Source organism: Bacillus infantis NRRL B-14911, from assembly GCF_000473245.1.
In the GTDB taxonomy this organism is placed as follows: Bacteria; Bacillota; Bacilli; order Bacillales; family Cytobacillaceae; genus Bacillus_AB; species Bacillus_AB infantis.
In genome coordinates, this window is sequence record NC_022524.1 from 2284477 (window position 1) to 2302408 (window position 17932).

A 17932-nucleotide genomic window follows, 5' to 3' on the forward strand; every position below is an offset into this window, starting at 1 on the left:
ATATGGATATGATCAATCCTAAAGAAGTAAAAGCCGGGGACGAGGTATTTGTTATATATAACAACCCCCATACCCCTACCGTCTCAAATATCCGGGCAGCAGAAATCGTCCAGCATCCCAAAGATCCCAACGCGTATGCCCTGTTCCTAAACGAAACCTTTCACGTAATCGAGGACGACGACGCCCTGTTCACCTCACAAGCCGCCGCAGAAAAAGCATTTGAAGAACATTATGAATAGAAAAGCGGAGGCGGCTTGCCCAGAGCCGACAAGCATAAGACGCGCAAGGATAAAAGGCGTTCTTTGCCTTTAATCCTTGCGTGGCTTATGACTCGAGGCTCTAGCCGCCGGAGCTGGACAAATAGAAAAGCGGAAGCGGCTGTTCGGATTAAGGAACGCAGGCTAAAGACGCCACGTCCTGTGGCAACGCCTGCATGACCCGCGTCCTGCGGGCCCAGCATAAGACGCTTTGGAATTGGAGGCGTTCTTTGCCTTCGGTTCCAAAGTAGCTTATGACTCGAGGCTCTAGCCGGCGGAGCTGGACAATAGAAAAGCGGAAATGCCTTGTTCCAGGAACACGGCATAAATACTCTGCGTTATGCCAACAAAAAGAAGCCTGACAAAGGTTCAGGCTTCTTCCCATTAATCGTGCAGCATCAAATCTTTGGAAGCTCTCTTATTTCAGCAGTCATACCTGTTCCGCAAAGGGGGCATAATAAGTCATCGGATGCGAAATCTTTCCTCATCCACCCATTGCAGGATTCACCGGCGCAGGAGTATACTTCAGTATCCATTAAGATATCTTCTGGCTTTTCTTCTTGTGCTCTCTTGTTGAAAAAAATTGGAACCGCCTCCTTTTTTTCTAGTATGTGCAGGTTCTGCCTTTTTAACCTGTTAAATAAAAAGAACTGGAGGGAATATGCTTGGAGTCTAATAAAAGGTATACTGCTGCAGGAACTGATATTGAAGAAGTAAAGAAAAAAAATGCAGCTTCGGGACTGTCGTACAACGAAGTCAAAAGGCAGCTGGCAGAAATGCATCAGAACAGGAAAAAATAACAGCCGCATTTGACGGCTGTTATTTTTTAATCCAGCATCCATGGCCATATGAAGGCGGTCTGGCTCTTGGAATAATGGAAGATAGGTGTTTCTGCGGCTGCACCTTCAAGCTCCGGCGGTAAAAAGGAATTCTCTGCTGCCCTGCCCTCCGCCTGCATCAATCTCCACTTTTTATGATGGATATCCGTCCTTAAATATCGCCCCCCTATTCTATTGAATAAACAATATCTCTCAGTCAGCCACTCATCAAGTGACCCTTTTTCAGCTGTGTATGTTTGTCCGCAGGTGCTTAAGCTGCATTTGTATTTACGATGGCTGCTTTTCCTGGCAGCTTTTATGGTTAAGCTTTCATTATTTCTTTCTTTTTTCAAATCAGCCCAAAAATATGGGAGGAAATAAGCAAGTCTCGGACCAACTGTATTGAGCAGGGAATTCGTATCAAGGCTGAAAAAATAGACTCCCTGTTTTCCATTTCTCTTCACATAGGTACGGACGTTCATTTCATGGACTTTTTCTTTTAGCGAAAATCTCGGGGTGATTATCAAGCCTGCTTCCTTCAGAGAAAAAAAAACTACACTGATCCATGCCTGGCCTCCGTAAATATCTATTTCCATACCATCAGGCACAGAGCTTCTGATGGAAGAAGCCTCCACTGGCCAATGGACAAACACCACATCAGTCCAAGTCTGCGTCATTAGCCAGGGTAACTTTGGAAGAGGGTAGGGTCTATGGCTGATTACATTGAATACGCTCATTTTGATCCTCCTGCTGCTTTTTCATATTTTCCCCGGCTGCAGGAAAAAACCCGGAGCTGGATACCCCGGGCCATGACTCTTTCTTTATTGATTTTTTAAGTCTTCCGGCAGCGTATTATGAAGGCTTTTAGGAGCCGGGTTCAGAAATGGCTTCTCGGCATTCGGTTTAGGATCAGCAACATATTCATATTCTCCCTGGCCATCAAGTGCAGGTCCGCTTGCCCACCGTTTTTGTCATGTGACATAAGTCCTTCAATAGGTCTATGTTCTTAATCGAGAAGGTCCCACCTTTTACCCTTTTTATGCCAAATGTATTGTTTTTTGAGAAGCGAAAGCATACAATCCATTGCGGCAACGAAAAAGGAAAAAGGAGATTAAGAATTGAAATATACACAAAATGAAAAGCTGAGCATCTATAATGGCCTGGCTTCTACTATTTCTACGAATGCGGTCAACGGCTACATCCCCCTACTGGCCATCAGTGTTCTTGAGGCAACAAATCAGCAGATGGGACTGATCAGTTCCCTTCCTTCTATCATCGGCCTTCTGGCCATCATTCCTGGAGCAGTTTGGATCAATCGTTCACGGAGCAAAAAAAGGGTGGCTGTTGCTTCTACATTTGCGACAAGATTTCTTTTTATGCTGATTTTATTTGTACCTTTCCTGCCAAAGGAATATGCGCCATGGTTTCTTGTTGGGCTTATTGGTCTGCTCAATTTCCCGGGAGCTGTTTCCGGACTGTCCTGGCAGTCCATGATCGGAGATCTGGTCCCTGAAAAAAGACGCGGTGATTTCTTTAGCACACGCAACCGCCTTAATACAATTGCTGCCATGTTTATAACTTTCGGGACAGGATTTTTCCTGCAGCAGTATGACCAAGGTTCCCCTTTTCCGTATCAATTTCTCTTTGTGCTCGGCTTCCTCTTTGCGCTGCTTGAAGTTTATTACCTTTTTAAGCATAAAGAAAGCCCGGTGATAAAAGAAAAGCCGGAAGAGGGCATCAAGACAAAGAAACTATCATTAGCTGTTTTCAGGCACAAGCCATTCCTTACATTTGTTGTCTGCGGACTTTTATTTAATTTTGGTGCCCAGATGGCATGGTCCATTTTCAGCATATATCAAATAAAGGAAGCAGGAGCTACTGCCCTGTGGCTTTCCCTGTTTTCTGTAACCAACCAGCTGGCCCAGATTGTCAGCATTAAATGGTGGGCTAAAGCGGCGGACAGGAAAGGCAACAGCTTTATCCTATTCATTGCAGCAGCTGGCATGGCAACGGCCCCGCTCCTTACAGTCGCTTCATCCAATCTTGTTTACCTGACGCTAATCAATCTATGGATCGGCCTTTTTGTTTCGGGGACTAATCTGCTACTGTTCAATCAGCTTCTTAATGCTTCGCCGGAAAAAAACCGGACCAGCTATATAGCCAACTATAACTTTTTGTCATCCCTTGTCGGTTTTATCGCCCCGCAATTCGGAGTGTTCCTGCTTGATCATTTCGGTATGTTATCGGCTATGAGCATAACTTCTGCTGTTCGTTTTGCAGCAGCGCTTTCCTTCCTGTTTGCGGCTCTAACATTAGAAAGAAAAAAGATGGCTGCGGCGATTTAAGAGCAGGATATCCTGCTCTGTTTATCTTTAGACGGTTTTTGTGTCATTGCTGCTAATGATTAGATCATTTTTGTGAAACCAAGTTTTACAGACCTGTAAACACACTATTAGTCACGAGGATTATCCAGCTAAATGGTCCCATCACAATATGAAGCAGTAAAGCCATAGGAAAGTCGTTTTATTTCCGCCTATTAAAGGGATTGACATTTCCTGTGTTGAATAAATATTGATAACGCTTACAAACGGGGGTGGTATTGTTGCTTGAAACCGAAATAAAAGCAGATGAGATTAAGGAGGAAACCTCTCTCCTTCCCTCTTACAGGAGGGATATGCGCGAGTATACGGAAAAGCAGGCCGGCAGATTCATTAAGATGAACACTGTAAAGGATTGGTCCTTGCTCTCGTGGAAAGACATCGGGAAGCCGTACGAAGTGACATCATTTGCAAAAGAAAAGCATGACTGGGAAAGGGAGCATGAAAAGGAACTTCCCGTCCATACATCCTGGGAAATGTTCAACCGTTCCTTTCATCAGTGGTTTGTTAAGGATGTCCCAGCCGAAATGGACAGGTCTAAGAAGGAATTCTTGAAAAATGCAGCTATGATGAAGCCCCGTGCAGCGAAATCAGCTTTGGGCGAGCTGGTAAGGCTGTCACTATGGAATTATGTTCACAGGATTCAGGATGGGATTTGGGATCCGCGCGGAAAAAGAGGCCTATTTGCCAACTTGGACCTTGAAAAACCCCGTATCCTGTTTTTAGGTGCTGCAGAAGGATATGAAGCAATGCAGCTGTCTGCCATGTATCCAGGCGGAGAAGCAGTACTGGTGGATTATGATCCGTTTTGCAGGGATGCACGCTTTGAAGAATTTCCGGAATCATATCCCTTCCTTGGCCAAAATAAACAAACAGGGGGCAGAAAAGCTTTTTACAAAAATGATTTCCAAATTGACTATGTAGTGGAGGATATCAGGAATCTGCCTTATGGGAAGGAATTTGATATTGTCTTGAGCGTGGGGCTGCTGGAGCATTTCCCTGACAAATTAAAGCCCGAGGTGGTCGATTGGCACAGAAGTTTTGTGAAACCATCAGGGTATATCATTATGACGACTCCAAGAGCACAGCTCAGGTCCAAGCTTTATTATGAAATAATGGCCGATGTTATGAACCACACGTACCGGGAGCTTATGACAGTCGAACAGATGGGGCTTTATATGTATGAAAACGGACTGGAAATTCTTCAGCACGGAATTATAAAAGTGCACAATGGCATTGTAGCAAGAGCAAGATAAAGTGACAGAATCAAGCTGCATAGCGCAGCTTGATTCAAGTCAATTCTTATAGTCTGCCCTTTTGCCCACTTCAGGTTCTCCGCCGGTTTGATTGCCTGTTGTAGCGGTATAGCCGACTTGGTAGGATGAATTGCGCTGTTTCTTTAACGCATCCGGCATTTTGTATTGTGACATGTCATCCTGTGCTTCTTTTGGCATGATGAATCCCTCCTTGAGGCTGTCATTATATTGTTTTCTTTTTCAGGATTTTAATTCAGGGAGATCATCCATGCGAGCAAGAATGGTTTAGGGGGAAAACGCAAAAAGGAATCTGCCTGAAAACAGATTCCTTTTGCTCAAATGCAGAAAGGATTAGAAGCCTCCCCCAACATAAGCAGCGCCAACAATAATCAAAAGGATGAAAAGCACGACGATAAGGGCAAACCCGCCGCCGTAGCCGTATCCAGCTCCACCGCTCATTCATTGCACCCCCTTTATGCACGACCTAGGGTATTGTATGAGAAGGATGACTGTTTTGAATGGGCTAATAGTATCTTTGTGCTTAATTGAGCTCTTACCATAGAAATGGGACAAAAGCTAAAGCAGCAATTGCTCCGAACGCAATGCCGATGCCAAAGCCTCCCCAGCCCCAGCCCCAGCCCCAGCCGTAAGGATACGCAAATCCATCAAACTCTCCATAGCCGTGGCCGCCGTAATTCCTGCCGCCTGCAGGTCTGATAAAAACCTTTGAAGGTGTAACACGTTCAATAACTCCCACATGCTCTCTTCCATGCACAGTCCGGATCCGCACCATTCGGCCCATGCCGCCTCTGCACTGATTGTAATAGCTTCTTGACATTTCAATCACCTCCGATATGTTGTCCGCTAACATCATATGCAGGAGGGCCTGTCAGCTAATGGACAAACGTCCGGGGACAAGTGCGGATATTCCTAAAGCTGGACCAGTATATGTTGCGAAAAAAAGTGCGGAGCAATTTCTGCCCCGCATTTTTATACGGCATTCCTATCCAAATATTTTTTTGTCAAAAGCAGGCTGGCAATTAAGATTAGCTCAAACAGATTCGTAACTGCAGCACTGCCTGGATCAAATGGTACAGCACTTCCTGCAGCCATAATAGCAATTCCGGCAAACATCCAGAACCAGCCTGTTTTTTTCCAGACAATAACTCCGGATATCAAGAGAAAGACCGATACACCGATCACCATTATTGGAGGACCGTGAGCATGCAATGGTGCATATTTCAGCACCCCGTATTCAGTTACTGCCTCAAGCTGAAGATTCCTGATGGCAAAGAATTCTATAGACATTAATACAATGGTTATGATCCAGGCAATCCCCAGGCTTTTCTTTTGATCAAGCACCCTTGCACCCGATTCTTTTGCAGCATACCAGGCAAAGAGAACGAGGAGAGGTGTTGCGGCGGCATGTAAAATAAATCGCATTCTATTGAGAGACAGAAGCATGTCAGATTCTCCGGCTATCCGTCCTGCTGCAAGGATGCTATTATCATAGATCAGGCCGGCAATCACAACTAGCAGCACATCTCCGTATGTGGGCCTTCCCTTTTTAAATAAAAGAAAAATTCCCCAAACCAGCAGCAGAGTGTAAATGATAGCATAAATACCGAAAAAATAAGGATCCATCCAATCCCCCCTTTGTTTTTTCTTCTGTTTCCCTGAACCTGCTCAGACTAACCATATTTAATTTTCCGCAAAAGCGAATATGGAAAATAGAATCCATGTATTAATTTTCTAAACAATTTTATTAAACAAAATACTGGACTGTAAACGGATTCATGTTAAAATGAAACAGGTAAATTAGTTGGATGTCTGACGTCTGTTCTCATACAACATTTGGAAGACGTTTATGAAGATTTTTATAAGCTAGAGATTACTATTAGTTGTTAAGGGGTGGAACTGATGAATTTACTTTGGGGACTATTTGGGATTGCAGTCGTTCTTGGAATCGCACTTCTCTTCTCTTCAAACAGAAAAGCGATCAATCTAAGGACGATAGCTGGCGGACTTGCCATACAGCTTATCTTTGCTTTTGCTGTTTTAAAATGGAATGCGGGGAAAAAAGCACTAGAGATGCTCACTGAAACGGTGAACAATATCGTAGGCTATGCGAACGAAGGAATCAACTTCCTGTTTGGCGGCCTGTTTGCCGATGGAACGAATATTGGGATGGTATTTGCCTTTCAGGTTCTGCCGACTGTCATATTCTTCTCATCTTTAATCTCTGTTCTTTATTACATTGGTGTCATGCAGTGGGTTATCAAGATTATCGGCGGAGGACTTTCAAAACTGCTGGGGACAAGCAAGGCAGAATCCATTTCTGCAGCAGCAAATATTTTTGTGGGCCAGACAGAAGCTCCTCTCATCGTCCGTCCATTCATCAGTAAGATGACCCGGTCGGAATTATTCGCTGTCATGACGGGCGGACTTGCTTCAGTTGCAGGTTCAGTCCTTATCGGTTACTCCCTGCTGGGGGTGCCGCTGGAATATCTCCTTGCTGCCAGCTTCATGGCTGCTCCTGCAGGCCTGGTATTAGCAAAGATCATGATTCCGGAAACAGAACAATCACAGACAGATAAAGAGATTACTATTGAGAAAGATACAGAATCTGTCAATGTAGTAGATGCAGCCGCAAAAGGCGCCAGTGTCGGCCTTCAGCTTGCATTGAATATCGGTGCCATGCTTTTGGCGTTCATAGCGCTTGTTGCTATGATTAACGGATTGATCGGCTTTGCCGGCGGGCTATTCGGTGCAGACAATCTGTCTCTTGAAATGATTCTCGGCTATGTATTCTCGCCAATTGCATTTGCGGTGGGTGTTCCGTGGTCAGAAGCGGTTCAGGCTGGGGGATATATCGGTCAAAAGCTTGTTCTGAATGAATTTGTGGCCTATTCTTCCTTTGCCCCTGAAATCGGGAATCTGTCTGAAAAAACTTCAGCCATCATCAGCTTCGCTCTATGCGGATTTGCCAATATTTCATCCATGGCCATCCTTCTTGGCGGTCTTGGAAACCTGGCTCCCGACCGGAGAGGCGATATCGCTAAACTCGGATTCAAAGCAGTCGTAGCGGGTGCGCTGGCTTCATTGCTGAGCGCAGCAATTGCAGGAATGCTTTTGTAAGTATGCAAAAAGGAAAGAAGCCTTCGCTTCTTTCCTTTCTTTTTATATGTTAATCATCAGCATCTGCACTTAAACCTTTTACATGCTTCTTACCCATCTGCTTCAGAACTTTCCGATTCTCTTTTGTATCAAATATGATGGAAAAATCATATTCTTCCGGATATAGCTCCTCTGCCTTAATATACAGCTTGAGTCTTTTAGAGTTGATCTCCTTTTTCTCTCCTTTAATTTGCACAATATATTGATCCCGGCTGTCAGGTCCTTTATAGATAATCCCCAGTTCACCTGTACTTGTATAGAGTACATTGTCACCTGTTTTAAAGGCGGCAGGCTTTTCTATTTTTGCTGTCTTCTCTCTTTTCTTTTCGTGCTTCTGAACAAATATTTGCCTCTCCATCTTTTTCTTTGCTGTATCATCTGAAAGTTCCTGTGGATAGCTCTTCTCTATCCCGTATGAATAGTAATGGGCCCTTTCAATCAGCTTCGGATGGATTCCAAGCTTTAAAGCGATGGCAAATGCCTGGCTTTCTCCTGACTCTCCTATTTTCAGCCTGTATGTTGGCTTTAAGGTGGCAAGATCAAATTCCATGCTTCCATTTATAAAGCCTTCATGATGCTCTGCAAAAGATTTGATCTCTTTATAGTGCGTTGTTGCCAGGATAGCAGCTCCTTTCCTGTGCAGCTGCTCCAGAATAGCTGCTGCCAGCCCCATTCCCTCCCCCGGGTCAGTGCCTGAGCCAAGTTCATCCAGAAGCACCAGGGAGTCAGCAGTGGATTCTTCTAAGATTTCGCCTATATTTTTTATCCGGGAGCTGAAGGTGCTTAAGTTTTCTTCAATGCTTTGGCCGTCCCCTATATCAACCAGGATCTTCTGGAATATGCCCATTGAGCTTCCCTGGGAAACCGGGAGAAGCAGACCGCATTGAGCCATCAGGACGAGCAGGCCGACCGTTTTGATGGCAACTGTTTTGCCTCCTGTATTCGGTCCCGTTATCACAAGGGCTGTAGTTCCGCTCTGTCCAAGCTCTATAGTTAGAGGGACTGCTGAGCTCCCCAGCGAAGGATGTCTGGCATCAAGGAGGCGGAAAGACTGATCATCCTGAAAACAAACTGGGATGCCCTCAATCGCCAGCCCGTATTTTCCCTTTGCAAAAACGATATCATAATGGATCATTGTCTCGGCCGCCAGCTTGATTTCTTCATGCTTATCCTCCGCCAGCCCTGTCAAGTACAAGAGAATGTTCAGGATTTCCGACTCTTCATCTGAATGCAGCCAATTCAGCTGGTCCTGGTGTGCTCCGATTTCTTCAGGTTCAATAAAAAGGGTTGAACCTGAAGCACTTCTGTCCAGTACTGACCCTTTGATCTTATACCTGTATTCCTTCTTTACCGGCACCACATACCGGCCATTCCTCTGGCTGACTACCCCCTCCTGCAAAACCTCTTTATATTTAGCTGATTTCAGGATCTGGTTCAATTTTTCCTTAAGCCTTTCTTCCTGGATAGCAATCTGTTTGCGGATCTTCAGGAGGTCCTTGCTGGCATGGTCATCTATCCCCCCATTCCGGATGCAGCGCATTAGTTCTTCTGCAAGGAAAGGCAGATCGTCAACAGAGAGTATATAGGAAGATATTCTTGGAGCAAGGTTAGACTTGTCTTTCATATACTTCTTAAGCTTCTTGCAGGATTGCAGAAATTCATATAGCCTGCTAAGCTGTTCTACCCGCAGCACAATTCCTTTGTGGAATGATGACAGCAGGGCTTCAACCCCTTTCATACTGCCGATGGGGACACTGCTTCCGGTTTTAAGAATTGCAGCTGCCTCAGCAGTTTCGTCTGCCAGTGCTTCGATCTGGCCTTTTAGAAAGGATGGCTCCATGCTGAGTATCTTTTTTCTTCCTCCTTCCGTCAAAGCGAATTGAGCCGCATTTTCTTTTACCACATGGAAATCTAAAGACTCATAAGTGTGTGAATTCAATTTTTTTCCTCCTTTTTATCAATACAAAAAGCCGCAATGAACTATATCATTGCGGCTCCCAAAAATAGGATTCAGCATATATCAGTATTCAAAAAAGCTGTGCTCAAAGAACACAGCTTTCCACTGATAGAAAATGCTGCAGGCTATGACCGAGTTCTTAACTCTATTCCATGGGCACACTTAAATAAAAGTTCCCTTCCTTAATCTTTTAAGAAAGAGCCCCGGAATGACCGTATTTGATTAACGGTTTAGTTAAGAACGGCACCTAACATACAACATACCCCTTTTGCTGAACAAATTATTTAATACAATATAATTATATACAAGGGAGGCCACAGAAGTAAATAGAATTTTTCTTTTTATCAGAAATTTGAAGGGATAGACAAAAAGCGCAGAAGAATATTGTCGAAAATTATCTGAAAATTTGTTCTCTTTTTATTTGAATAATAGAATCTGTAAATGCTAACATAGTTTATGGAAGCGCTATCAAAATAGGCTTTTGGCTACATAAATTAATTTCAGGGAGGAATTGCAATGACCCAATTAACAATTAATTTGAAGGAAAAAGTAGAAAAGTTCCTGGCCGGAAAGAAAAAGCTTTTCATTAATGGAGAATTCGTGGAAAGCGCCTCTCAGAAAACATTTGAAAGCTATAACCCTGCTACCGGTGAAGTTCTGGCGACCCTGTATGAAGCAGGTCCTGAAGACATTGATAGAGCCGTGCTCGCTGCAAGGAAGGCATTTGATGAAGGAAAATGGTCCAAGATGGGCAGCGCTAAAAGAAGCAGATTAATGTATAAACTCGCAGATTTAATGGAAGAACACAAAGAAGAGCTGGCACAGCTTGAAACCCTGGACAACGGTAAGCCAATCAGGGAAACCTCTGCAGCTGATATCCCGCTTGCTGTTGAGCATATGCGCTACTATGCGGGCTGGACGACAAAAATCGTCGGACAGACAATTCCGGTAAACGGCCCATTCTTTAACTATACACGCCACGAGGCTGTTGGAGTGGTCGGCCAGATCATCCCTTGGAACTTCCCTCTCCTCATGGCAATGTGGAAGCTTGGGGCGGCACTCGCCACAGGATGTACGGTTGTTCTCAAGCCGGCGGAGCAGACACCTCTCTCCGCTCTGTATCTGGCAGAATTAATCCAGGAAGCGGGCTTCCCTGAAGGAGTCGTGAATATCGTCCCCGGCTTTGGTGAAACAGCAGGCCAGCCGCTTGTGGATCATCCTCTGGTCGATAAGATCGCGTTCACCGGTTCTACAGAGGTCGGAAAAATGATCATGCAAAGGGCTTCCAAGACACTGAAACGTGTCACGCTGGAACTTGGCGGGAAGTCGCCGAATATCATCCTTCCTGATGCCGACATGACAAAGGCCATCCCAGGCGCATTGAACGGAGTCATGTTCAACCAGGGCCAGGTATGCTGTGCAGGATCGCGTGTGTTCATCCAGAAAAAGCAGTTTGATAATGTAGTGTCCGATATGGTCGATCATGCCAAGAAGATCAAGCAGGGTGCCGGCCTGCATGCTGATACGCAGATCGGCCCTCTCGTTTCAACAGAACAGCAGAACAGGGTCCTTGGATATATTGAAAAAGGCGTCAGCGAAGGAGCAGAACTGCTTGTCGGCGGAAATAAGCCATATGAAGAAGGTTATTTTGTCTCTCCTACTATCTTTGCCGATGTACGTGATGAGATGACGATTGCCAAAGAAGAAATCTTTGGTCCTGTCATCTCGGCGATGCCGTATGAAGATCTTGATGAACTGATTGCCAGGGCAAATAACAGCGAATACGGCCTGGCGGCGGGCGTCTGGACGAAGGACGTCTCCAAAGCCCATTATATCGCCAGCCAGCTCAGGGCAGGAACTGTTTGGGTCAACTGCTATAATGCCTTTGACGCAGCCTCCCCATTCGGCGGCTATAAACAGTCTGGCATGGGCCGGGAAATGGGATCCTACGCTTTGAATAATTATACAGAAGTGAAGAGCGTCTGGATCGGAATGAACTGATCCAATCATTAAAAGAGGGGCCCGCGGGCTCCTTTTTTTCTTTTATAACTCTACTTGAGAAATTATCGAATCACCCAGATAGTGCTGTCCATATGCCACGGAGCCGGATGAATATTTTTTTGCTCCTGCTTTTAAAATTTCACATAATATCCATGTCATTTTTTCCTTCTCTTCCCTATTCTTAAGTGGGAGGGAACGAAATGAAGAAACTTTATTGGATCAGCTCTATCCTTATTATTGCCGGGATTTCTGCAGGGATTGCTTTTTTTGTCATCAGGGATCATTCAGCAGAAATTCCTGAAGATCTGTCATTAATTAATGAAAATGGTGAAACCTATGATTTCAGCGAGCGTGGACAGACCTTAACATTAGTTGAATTTATCTATACCCATTGTCCTGATATCTGTCCCACAACAACACAAAAAATGAATATGCTCAGAAGCGATCTGGAGAAAGATCATGTTTTTGGCAATAAAGTAAAATTCATGACAGTAACCATTGACCCTTATCGCGACACACCTGAAGTGCTGAGTAAGTATATGGACACTTTTGAAATTAATAAAGACGGGAACTGGGTGTTCCTGACTGGAGATCGAGACAGCATGAAAGAAGACCAGCAGGAAATACAGGAGCTCGCCAATGCCTTCCAGTTTCAGTACCGTGATCCCGGGGATGGCTTCTATGTGCACAGCACCTATGTTTATCTCCTGGATAAAGACAATAAATATATTAAAAAGTTCCCAATGGGTGAAAGTTTTGATAGAAAAGAAGTATATAAGAAGATTTTGAAGGAGCTGTAAATCCAGGGTTCCCACGGCCTGGATTTTTTCTTAAGCACGAAAAAGGCTGACTGCCGGAGAGGCAGGTCAGCCTTTTGTATGTATATTCATTCGTATGTTTCTTATGTTCTTCAGGCTGCACAACAGGAGACAGCTGTATATGTGCCTGTCTCCTGTACCTCTCTAGTCTCAGTTCGTGGAGGAAGATATCTTTCCGGCCTGGTTAATGTGCAGCAGGTAGTCAGATTTTGGCTTAGTGAAGCTTATCTTTATGCCGGATTTTTTCAAACGGTTAACTAAATCGACGAGCTGCTTTTTAGCCATGTCAAAAAACTCCTTTGTTTTGCCTGTATGTTTTCATTTTACATGAAAAATATGAAAAAACTATGACATTCGGCAAATTAAATGTGAATAATTTTTGATAATTTTATTTATAAAAAATTGGCACGCATTCTGAGTCAGCTGATTTACTCTATCTATTTCCCATTTCTTCTCAGCTGAAACTTTTTCTCTTGCCTTTCTTCTTATTCTGCCTTTTTCTTTTCATAGGCACCTGTTGGAAAGATTCGCTCTTGGACGCTGAAAGTGTTATAATTCTTACGATATTGTTTTTTTTGGAGGAATCAAACCTATATGATAACTGTCAGCAACGTAGGTCTTCGTTATGGCGACAGGAAGCTGTTCGAAGATGTTAATATTAAATTCAATCCCGGTAACTGCTATGGCCTTATCGGCGCCAATGGTGCCGGGAAGTCGACATTCCTGAAAATCCTCTCTGGAGAAATCGAGTCCCAGACGGGTAATGTATCACTTGGCCCAGGAGAACGTCTTGCAGTATTAAAGCAGAACCACTATGAGTATGAGGAGCATGAGGTACTTACGACGGTCATCATGGGCCATGCCCGCCTATACCAGGTTATGCAGGAAAAAGACGCCATCTATATGAAAGCTGATTTCTCTGATGAAGATGGAATGAAGGCAGCTGAGCTGGAAGGTGAATTTGCTGAACTGAACGGCTGGGAAGCTGAATCTGAAGCGGCCATCCTGCTTAAAGGCCTTGGAATTGGCGAAGAGCTCCATAATAAAAAGATGGAAGATCTTACAGGATCAGATAAAGTAAAAGTCCTGCTTGCACAGGCTCTATTTGGCAAGCCTGATGTCCTTCTGCTAGATGAGCCTACAAACCACTTGGATATCAAAGCAATCCGCTGGCTTGAGGAGTTCCTGATCAACTTCGAAAACACAGTCATTGTCGTTTCCCATGACAGGCACTTCCTTAATAAAGTTTGTACGCATATTGCCGATCTTGATTTCGGAAAAATCCAGGTTTATGTCGGGAACTATGATTTCTGGTATGAATCAAGCCAGCTGGCTTCCAGGATGGCATCTGATGCAAATAAGAAAAAAGAAGAAAAAATCAAAGAGCTGCAAAGCTTTATTGCCCGTTTTAGTGCAAATGCATCAAAATCCAAGCAGGCAACTTCCCGGAAAAAGCTGCTCGATAAGATCTCCCTTGATGATATCAAGCCTTCTTCCCGCCGTTATCCTTATGTTGGATTCACGCCGGAGCGCGAGATTGGAAATGATCTTTTAAGGGTAGACAGTATCAGCAAGACGATCGACGGTGTCAAGGTGCTCAACAATGTCAGCTTCATTATGAATAAAGACGATAAAATTGCACTTGTCGGTACAGATGAAATTGCAAAAACGGCATTGTTCAAAATCCTTACCGGAGAAATGGAACCGGACAGCGGTTCATTTAAATGGGGCATCACGACTTCACAGGCGTATTTCCCTAAAGACAACTCGCAGTATTTTGAAAACAGCGAACTTAACCTTGTTGACTGGCTGCGCCAATTCTCCCCTCAGGATGAGAGTGAAAGCTTCCTGCGCGGATTCCTTGGCAGAATGCTGTTCTCAGGCGAAGAAGTGCTGAAAAAAGCCAGCGTGCTTTCTGGTGGAGAAAAAGTCCGCTGCATGCTTTCAAAGATGATGCTGAGCGGTGCGAATGTGCTTCTTCTTGATGAGCCGACAAACCATTTGGATCTTGAATCTATCACAGCATTGAATAACGGATTGACCAGCTACAAAGGTTCCATGATCTTCGCTTCTCATGACCATCAGTTCATCCAGACCATTGCAAACCGGATCATTGAAATCACTCCGAACGGCACTGTTGATAAGCAAATGACTTATGATGAATACTTGGAAAACACAGACCTGCAAAAACAGGTAGCTGAAATGTATAAATAAAAATGAACCAGGAAAGCACTGCTTTCCTGGTTTTTCTTATTCCTGATCAAGTTCCGGTTTAGTATCAGGCTAAGATTTTCAGGGGTCAGACATCTTGTTTTTTTGTCTTTTTTCTTGCTGAATCAGCTTTGAACCTGCCTGTTTCATTATTGGTCGTGCCCTGTCCCTCAACTTCAGGCGAGCTTAAGCCGGTTTTGGAAGGATCTTTTTTATGTTTGGCCATCTTAAACACCTCCGTTTATTACTTTTAACTCCCAAGCCACATCTCATTCATGGGAATAAGACCACGCTCTTTCAGGCATCATAACATTCAGAGGAGGTGTAAGTTATGGCGAAACGTATTGCGGTAGAACAATCTCTTACCAATATCCAGGAGGCACTCCGTGCGAAAGGTTATGATGTAATTGACATGAAAACTCAGGAGGATGCCCAGAATTGCTCCTGCTGTGTAGTGACAGGACTGGACTCCAATGTTATGGGGATGCAGGATACTTTCACACAATCTTCAGTCATCGAGGCAAACGGGTTATCGGCAGATGAAGTTTGCCAGCAGGTTGAATCAAGGCTTCAATAAATGGCGCAGAAGACTAAAGGTTACTCTTTAGTCTTTTCTTTTATAAAAAGGCATTGAATCAGCTGATTCAATGCCTTTGTTTGATTCTGCGGTATAGTTTCCGTGACATAATGTAAAGAGAAGCCAGTAAAAGCACAAATACCATGTAAAAGACCCCTGACTTAACCGGTGTCTCCTCAATTTCCTGTGCCTGGACCGCTTCAGAAGGACCTGCAGCTTTTACGGCCTCCGGCTCGAGGGGGAAGATTTGAATCAGTTTTCCGCTTCCATCAACGATTTTCAAAAGGCCTTCTTCTGTGACGATTTTTTCAAAATGATTCAGCGGTAATGTGACAAAGCGGTCTTTTCCGCTAAAATAAATCTGGTCCCCTTTTTGAAAGGAAGTTTCTTTGCTGATCACAGAAGACTTGAAACGGCTGAAGCCGTAGTCAAATAAGGTTTTTGTATCATTATAGATATCCCTCTTGAAATCTGCTTTCATGACGATGGCAGTCAGCTGGATTTTTCCGTTTTCTGCGGAAGTGGCCAGCGTCTGCTTGCTTTCGTTCACAAACCCTGTCTTTCCGCCGGTTATCCCGGTATATGGCACTTCCCCTTTAAGCATCCGATGGTGGGTAAATATCGTTGTATCCCAGCTTTCTCCATCCCATGCGAGCTCTTTTGTCCCGTAAATCGTTCTGAAGGTATTGTTTTTCAAGGCATAGCTGGTAATAAGAGCCATGTCTTCAGCTGTCGTATAATGCCTTTCATCAAACAAGCCGTGCGGATTTGTAAAATGGGTATTATGGACATGCACTTCTTTTTCCAGGAATGTGTTCAAATTTCTCTCATACTCTTCTATATTTCCGTCAATATGCTCGGCAATAGCTGCAGCAGCATCATTCCCTGAGTTTATCAGCATCCCCTCGATCAGATGCCTGAGCGTTGTCTTCTCGCCTTCTTCTAAATAAACCTTAGTCCCTTCTGTTTCAACAGCACTCCTGCTGACAGTCACCATGTCATCCAGATTTCCTTTTTTTATAGCATAAATAGCGGTGGCAATCTTTGTCAGGCTGGCTGGATACATCCGGTCAGATCCATTTTTGCTGTATAAAATAGCATTTGATTGCGAATCAATTAAAACCGCAGCCTCACTCACTATGGCAGGTTCTTTTTCTTCTTTTGCGACAGCGCTCTGTCCGGCGTGTACAGTAAGCATGAAAACCATTAAAGCGGATAAAAATTTCTTCATCTGTCAATCTCCATTTGCTGATTTTGATAGTGCTAAATTCCCTAATTTTGATTGTACCAAAATATTTTGCGGCAAATGGGCTTGTTTATGAATTGTTACAAAAATGAAAAATAACAGGTTTGGTGAATGTTGAGGCTGGGTATATAGCCGGCCAAATTGAAAAGCCATCTATTAAGATGGCTTCAAACAGTGTGCTTTTTTAAAAGCTGCATATTTAGTTTAAAAACACTTTTTATCCAGGGCTGCAAAGGTCTAGCTTCCCCCGCAGCCGCCTCCTCCTCCGCAGCTTGAGCAGCTGGATCCGCCCGAACAGTTCGCCCCCCCTGAACAGCTGCCGGAATCTGAATCATGATCAGTGCTGCAGGCAAAACCGGAACAAGAGGTCGCACCCGCATACCCGCTCTTCATCATTTCTACAGGAAGCACCTCTTCAATATGTGATGAATAATCATCATGCTCATATATCGAGAAAAATACGGCTGCCGGAAGAAGCATGCTCATATCATGTGAAGAAGAAATCCGCGTGAATGGCTTTTTTTCATTTTTGCTGAAAGTCATTTCTGCTTCCCTGATATCATTTTTGAGCTGCCGGATCAGATAAAGCTGAATTTCTCTTGCAGCTTCTCCATCCCTGAAATACTTTGCTAGAAGCTCTCCTTCAGATTTGGTTCTGAAATCATGCAAAATGCCCTGCTCAATCGGTGTTCTCAAAAATTCTCCCCAAATCAAGCGGCTGTTTCTGGCCGGAGAAAAGACCTGAAGGTAGACCCAGTCGAAAAAGGCTCTTTCCCCTGGGATGGGAACTATCTCCATATTGGGTGTGTGGTGCAAAAAGCTGTTGTAGAACTTTTTCGAGAAATCTTCATAATCTCTTGTGAACATAAGCATCTCATGCCAGACTGCATCCACTTTCCCACTGAACATCGGCACCGATTTCAAGATGCTGCTTAGCACAAAGAATCTTTTAAGCTCAAAGAATACCCAGTCAAAATGCTTTTCCGACCAGGAAGGATGCTCTTTCAGCATTCTATTTTTAATATTGGACTGAAATCCGTCAGACAGTGCTTTTTCTAAATGCTGTGCAAGCGGTTTGGCCGCATCTTTTTCGATGCCAAGCCCTTCAGGCAATTCATCCGCATACAGCCTCGGACGCCTTTTTCCTTTATTGCCGCTGATGATAGAAACCGCCATACCGAAGATGAATACGAAAACGATGATAAATACAATGAAACCTGCCATTCTCCCCCTCCT

Annotated in this window: 20 protein-coding genes; 9 read left to right on the plus strand and 11 right to left on the minus strand. The window is 44.2% G+C overall.

The genetic code is table 11. The annotated features are described in order from the left end of the window. Nucleotides 1–2: 2 nt before the first annotated feature. On the plus strand, nt 3–239 hold the full coding sequence (locus N288_RS11385; RefSeq protein ID WP_009793826.1) for a transcriptional regulator SplA domain-containing protein: 237 nt from the start codon (nt 3–5) through the stop codon (nt 237–239). Between the two features lie 416 nt (nt 240–655). Here the strand turns inward: N288_RS11385 and N288_RS25845 are convergent, their stop codons facing one another. Next, nucleotides 656–985 (minus strand): cold-inducible protein YdjO-related protein, encoded by a 330-nt coding sequence (locus tag N288_RS25845; RefSeq protein ID WP_224950341.1) that lies wholly within the window; start codon nt 983–985, stop codon nt 656–658. Here N288_RS25845 and N288_RS25660 point away from each other — a divergent pair. After that, a complete protein-coding gene (locus N288_RS25660; RefSeq protein ID WP_022543857.1) occupies nt 923–1057 on the plus strand; it encodes a hypothetical protein in 135 nt (44 codons plus the stop codon). The genes N288_RS25845 and N288_RS25660 overlap by 63 nt on opposite strands. 26 nt (nt 1058–1083) lie before the next feature. Here N288_RS25660 and N288_RS11395 read toward each other — a convergent pair whose 3' ends face one another. Continuing rightward, nucleotides 1084–1812, minus strand: a complete 729-nt coding sequence (locus N288_RS11395) for a DUF2071 domain-containing protein (protein ID WP_022543858.1) — start codon at nt 1810–1812, stop codon at nt 1084–1086. A 381-nt stretch (nt 1813–2193) separates the two neighbouring features. Between N288_RS11395 and N288_RS11400 the strand changes: the two genes are divergently transcribed. Both N288_RS11400 and N288_RS11405 read left to right on the plus strand, forming a co-directional pair. Beyond that, nucleotides 2194–3420 (plus strand): MFS transporter, encoded by a 1227-nt coding sequence (locus N288_RS11400; RefSeq protein ID WP_009793822.1) that lies wholly within the window; start codon nt 2194–2196, stop codon nt 3418–3420. 248 nt (nt 3421–3668) lie between these two features. Further along, on the plus strand, nt 3669–4709 hold the full coding sequence (locus N288_RS11405; RefSeq protein ID WP_410110751.1) for a class I SAM-dependent methyltransferase: 1041 nt from the start codon (nt 3669–3671) through the stop codon (nt 4707–4709). Between the two features lie 39 nt (nt 4710–4748). Here N288_RS11405 and N288_RS25380 read toward each other — a convergent pair whose 3' ends face one another. The 4 genes from N288_RS25380 to N288_RS11415 form a co-directional block, all read right to left on the minus strand. Beyond that, nucleotides 4749–4907, minus strand: coding sequence for a hypothetical protein (locus N288_RS25380; RefSeq protein ID WP_009793820.1), 159 nt, complete (start codon nt 4905–4907; stop codon nt 4749–4751). Nucleotides 4908–5060: 153 nt separating this feature from the next. Continuing rightward, nucleotides 5061–5168, minus strand: coding sequence for a YjcZ family sporulation protein (locus N288_RS24700; protein WP_009793819.1), 108 nt, complete (start codon nt 5166–5168; stop codon nt 5061–5063). A 94-nt stretch (nt 5169–5262) separates the two neighbouring features. After that, nucleotides 5263–5547 (minus strand): hypothetical protein, encoded by a 285-nt coding sequence (locus tag N288_RS11410; RefSeq protein ID WP_022543859.1) that lies wholly within the window; start codon nt 5545–5547, stop codon nt 5263–5265. Nucleotides 5548–5699: 152 nt separating this feature from the next. Beyond that, complete coding sequence (locus N288_RS11415) at nt 5700–6353, minus strand: hypothetical protein (protein ID WP_009793817.1); 654 nt, start codon at nt 6351–6353, stop codon at nt 5700–5702. Between the two features lie 276 nt (nt 6354–6629). Here N288_RS11415 and N288_RS11420 point away from each other — a divergent pair, with 276 nt between their 5' ends. Next, the gene (locus tag N288_RS11420; protein ID WP_009793816.1) at nt 6630–7847 is read left to right on the plus strand and encodes a NupC/NupG family nucleoside CNT transporter; all 1218 of its coding nucleotides are present in this window, start codon (nt 6630–6632) and stop codon (nt 7845–7847) included. A 49-nt stretch (nt 7848–7896) separates the two neighbouring features. Here N288_RS11420 and N288_RS11425 read toward each other — a convergent pair whose 3' ends face one another. Continuing rightward, entirely contained in the window at nt 7897–9825 is a 1929-nt protein-coding gene (locus tag N288_RS11425; RefSeq protein ID WP_009793815.1) for an endonuclease MutS2, read from the minus strand. Between the two features lie 534 nt (nt 9826–10359). Between N288_RS11425 and N288_RS11430 the strand changes: the two genes are divergently transcribed. Further along, nucleotides 10360–11844 (plus strand): aldehyde dehydrogenase family protein, encoded by a 1485-nt coding sequence (locus tag N288_RS11430; RefSeq protein ID WP_009793813.1) that lies wholly within the window; start codon nt 10360–10362, stop codon nt 11842–11844. Between the two features lie 200 nt (nt 11845–12044). Further along, nucleotides 12045–12644 (plus strand): SCO family protein, encoded by a 600-nt coding sequence (locus N288_RS11435; protein ID WP_009793812.1) that lies wholly within the window; start codon nt 12045–12047, stop codon nt 12642–12644. A 168-nt stretch (nt 12645–12812) separates the two neighbouring features. Here N288_RS11435 and N288_RS25670 read toward each other — a convergent pair whose 3' ends face one another. Then, on the minus strand, nt 12813–12947 hold the full coding sequence (locus N288_RS25670) for a hypothetical protein (RefSeq protein WP_009793811.1): 135 nt from the start codon (nt 12945–12947) through the stop codon (nt 12813–12815). Nucleotides 12948–13256: 309 nt separating this feature from the next. On the opposite strand from N288_RS25670, the gene N288_RS11440 reads away from it, so the two are divergent. Then, nucleotides 13257–14876, plus strand: coding sequence for an ABC-F family ATP-binding cassette domain-containing protein (locus tag N288_RS11440; protein ID WP_009793810.1), 1620 nt, complete (start codon nt 13257–13259; stop codon nt 14874–14876). An 85-nt stretch (nt 14877–14961) separates the two neighbouring features. Here N288_RS11440 and N288_RS24705 read toward each other — a convergent pair whose 3' ends face one another. Further along, nucleotides 14962–15099, minus strand: coding sequence for a YuzL family protein (locus tag N288_RS24705; RefSeq protein ID WP_009793809.1), 138 nt, complete (start codon nt 15097–15099; stop codon nt 14962–14964). 105 nt (nt 15100–15204) lie between these two features. Here N288_RS24705 and N288_RS11445 point away from each other — a divergent pair, with 105 nt between their 5' ends. Next, nucleotides 15205–15450 (plus strand): YkuS family protein, encoded by a 246-nt coding sequence (locus N288_RS11445; protein WP_009793808.1) that lies wholly within the window; start codon nt 15205–15207, stop codon nt 15448–15450. Between the two features lie 67 nt (nt 15451–15517). Here N288_RS11445 and N288_RS11450 read toward each other — a convergent pair whose 3' ends face one another. Beyond that, on the minus strand, nt 15518–16681 hold the full coding sequence (locus N288_RS11450; RefSeq protein ID WP_009793807.1) for a D-alanyl-D-alanine carboxypeptidase family protein: 1164 nt from the start codon (nt 16679–16681) through the stop codon (nt 15518–15520). A gap of 252 nt (nt 16682–16933) precedes the next feature. Then, the gene (locus tag N288_RS11455; protein ID WP_009793806.1) at nt 16934–17920 is read right to left on the minus strand and encodes a glycine-rich domain-containing protein; all 987 of its coding nucleotides are present in this window, start codon (nt 17918–17920) and stop codon (nt 16934–16936) included. Between the last annotated feature and the right edge of the window lie 12 nt (nt 17921–17932).

Coding starts and splice junctions, on each gene's coding strand:
- N288_RS25380 (WP_009793820.1), bottom strand. CDS start 4,907: ATGCCAAAAGAAGCACAGGATGACATGTCACAATACAAAATGCCGGAT.
- N288_RS11415 (WP_009793817.1), bottom strand. CDS start 6,353: ATGGATCCTTATTTTTTCGGTATTTATGCTATCATTTACACTCTGCTG.
- N288_RS11410 (WP_022543859.1), bottom strand. CDS start 5,547: ATGTCAAGAAGCTATTACAATCAGTGCAGAGGCGGCATGGGCCGAATG.
- N288_RS11435 (WP_009793812.1), top strand. CDS start 12,045: ATGAAGAAACTTTATTGGATCAGCTCTATCCTTATTATTGCCGGGATT.
- N288_RS11450 (WP_009793807.1), bottom strand. CDS start 16,681: ATGAAGAAATTTTTATCCGCTTTAATGGTTTTCATGCTTACTGTACAC.
- N288_RS11385 (WP_009793826.1), top strand. CDS start 3: ATGGATATGATCAATCCTAAAGAAGTAAAAGCCGGGGACGAGGTATTT.
- N288_RS11445 (WP_009793808.1), top strand. CDS start 15,205: ATGGCGAAACGTATTGCGGTAGAACAATCTCTTACCAATATCCAGGAG.
- N288_RS24700 (WP_009793819.1), bottom strand. CDS start 5,168: ATGAGCGGTGGAGCTGGATACGGCTACGGCGGCGGGTTTGCCCTTATC.
- N288_RS24705 (WP_009793809.1), bottom strand. CDS start 15,099: ATGGCCAAACATAAAAAAGATCCTTCCAAAACCGGCTTAAGCTCGCCT.
- N288_RS11440 (WP_009793810.1), top strand. CDS start 13,257: ATGATAACTGTCAGCAACGTAGGTCTTCGTTATGGCGACAGGAAGCTG.
- N288_RS25670 (WP_009793811.1), bottom strand. CDS start 12,947: ATGGCTAAAAAGCAGCTCGTCGATTTAGTTAACCGTTTGAAAAAATCC.
- N288_RS11395 (WP_022543858.1), bottom strand. CDS start 1,812: ATGAGCGTATTCAATGTAATCAGCCATAGACCCTACCCTCTTCCAAAG.
- N288_RS11455 (WP_009793806.1), bottom strand. CDS start 17,920: ATGGCAGGTTTCATTGTATTTATCATCGTTTTCGTATTCATCTTCGGT.
- N288_RS11430 (WP_009793813.1), top strand. CDS start 10,360: ATGACCCAATTAACAATTAATTTGAAGGAAAAAGTAGAAAAGTTCCTG.
- N288_RS11420 (WP_009793816.1), top strand. CDS start 6,630: ATGAATTTACTTTGGGGACTATTTGGGATTGCAGTCGTTCTTGGAATC.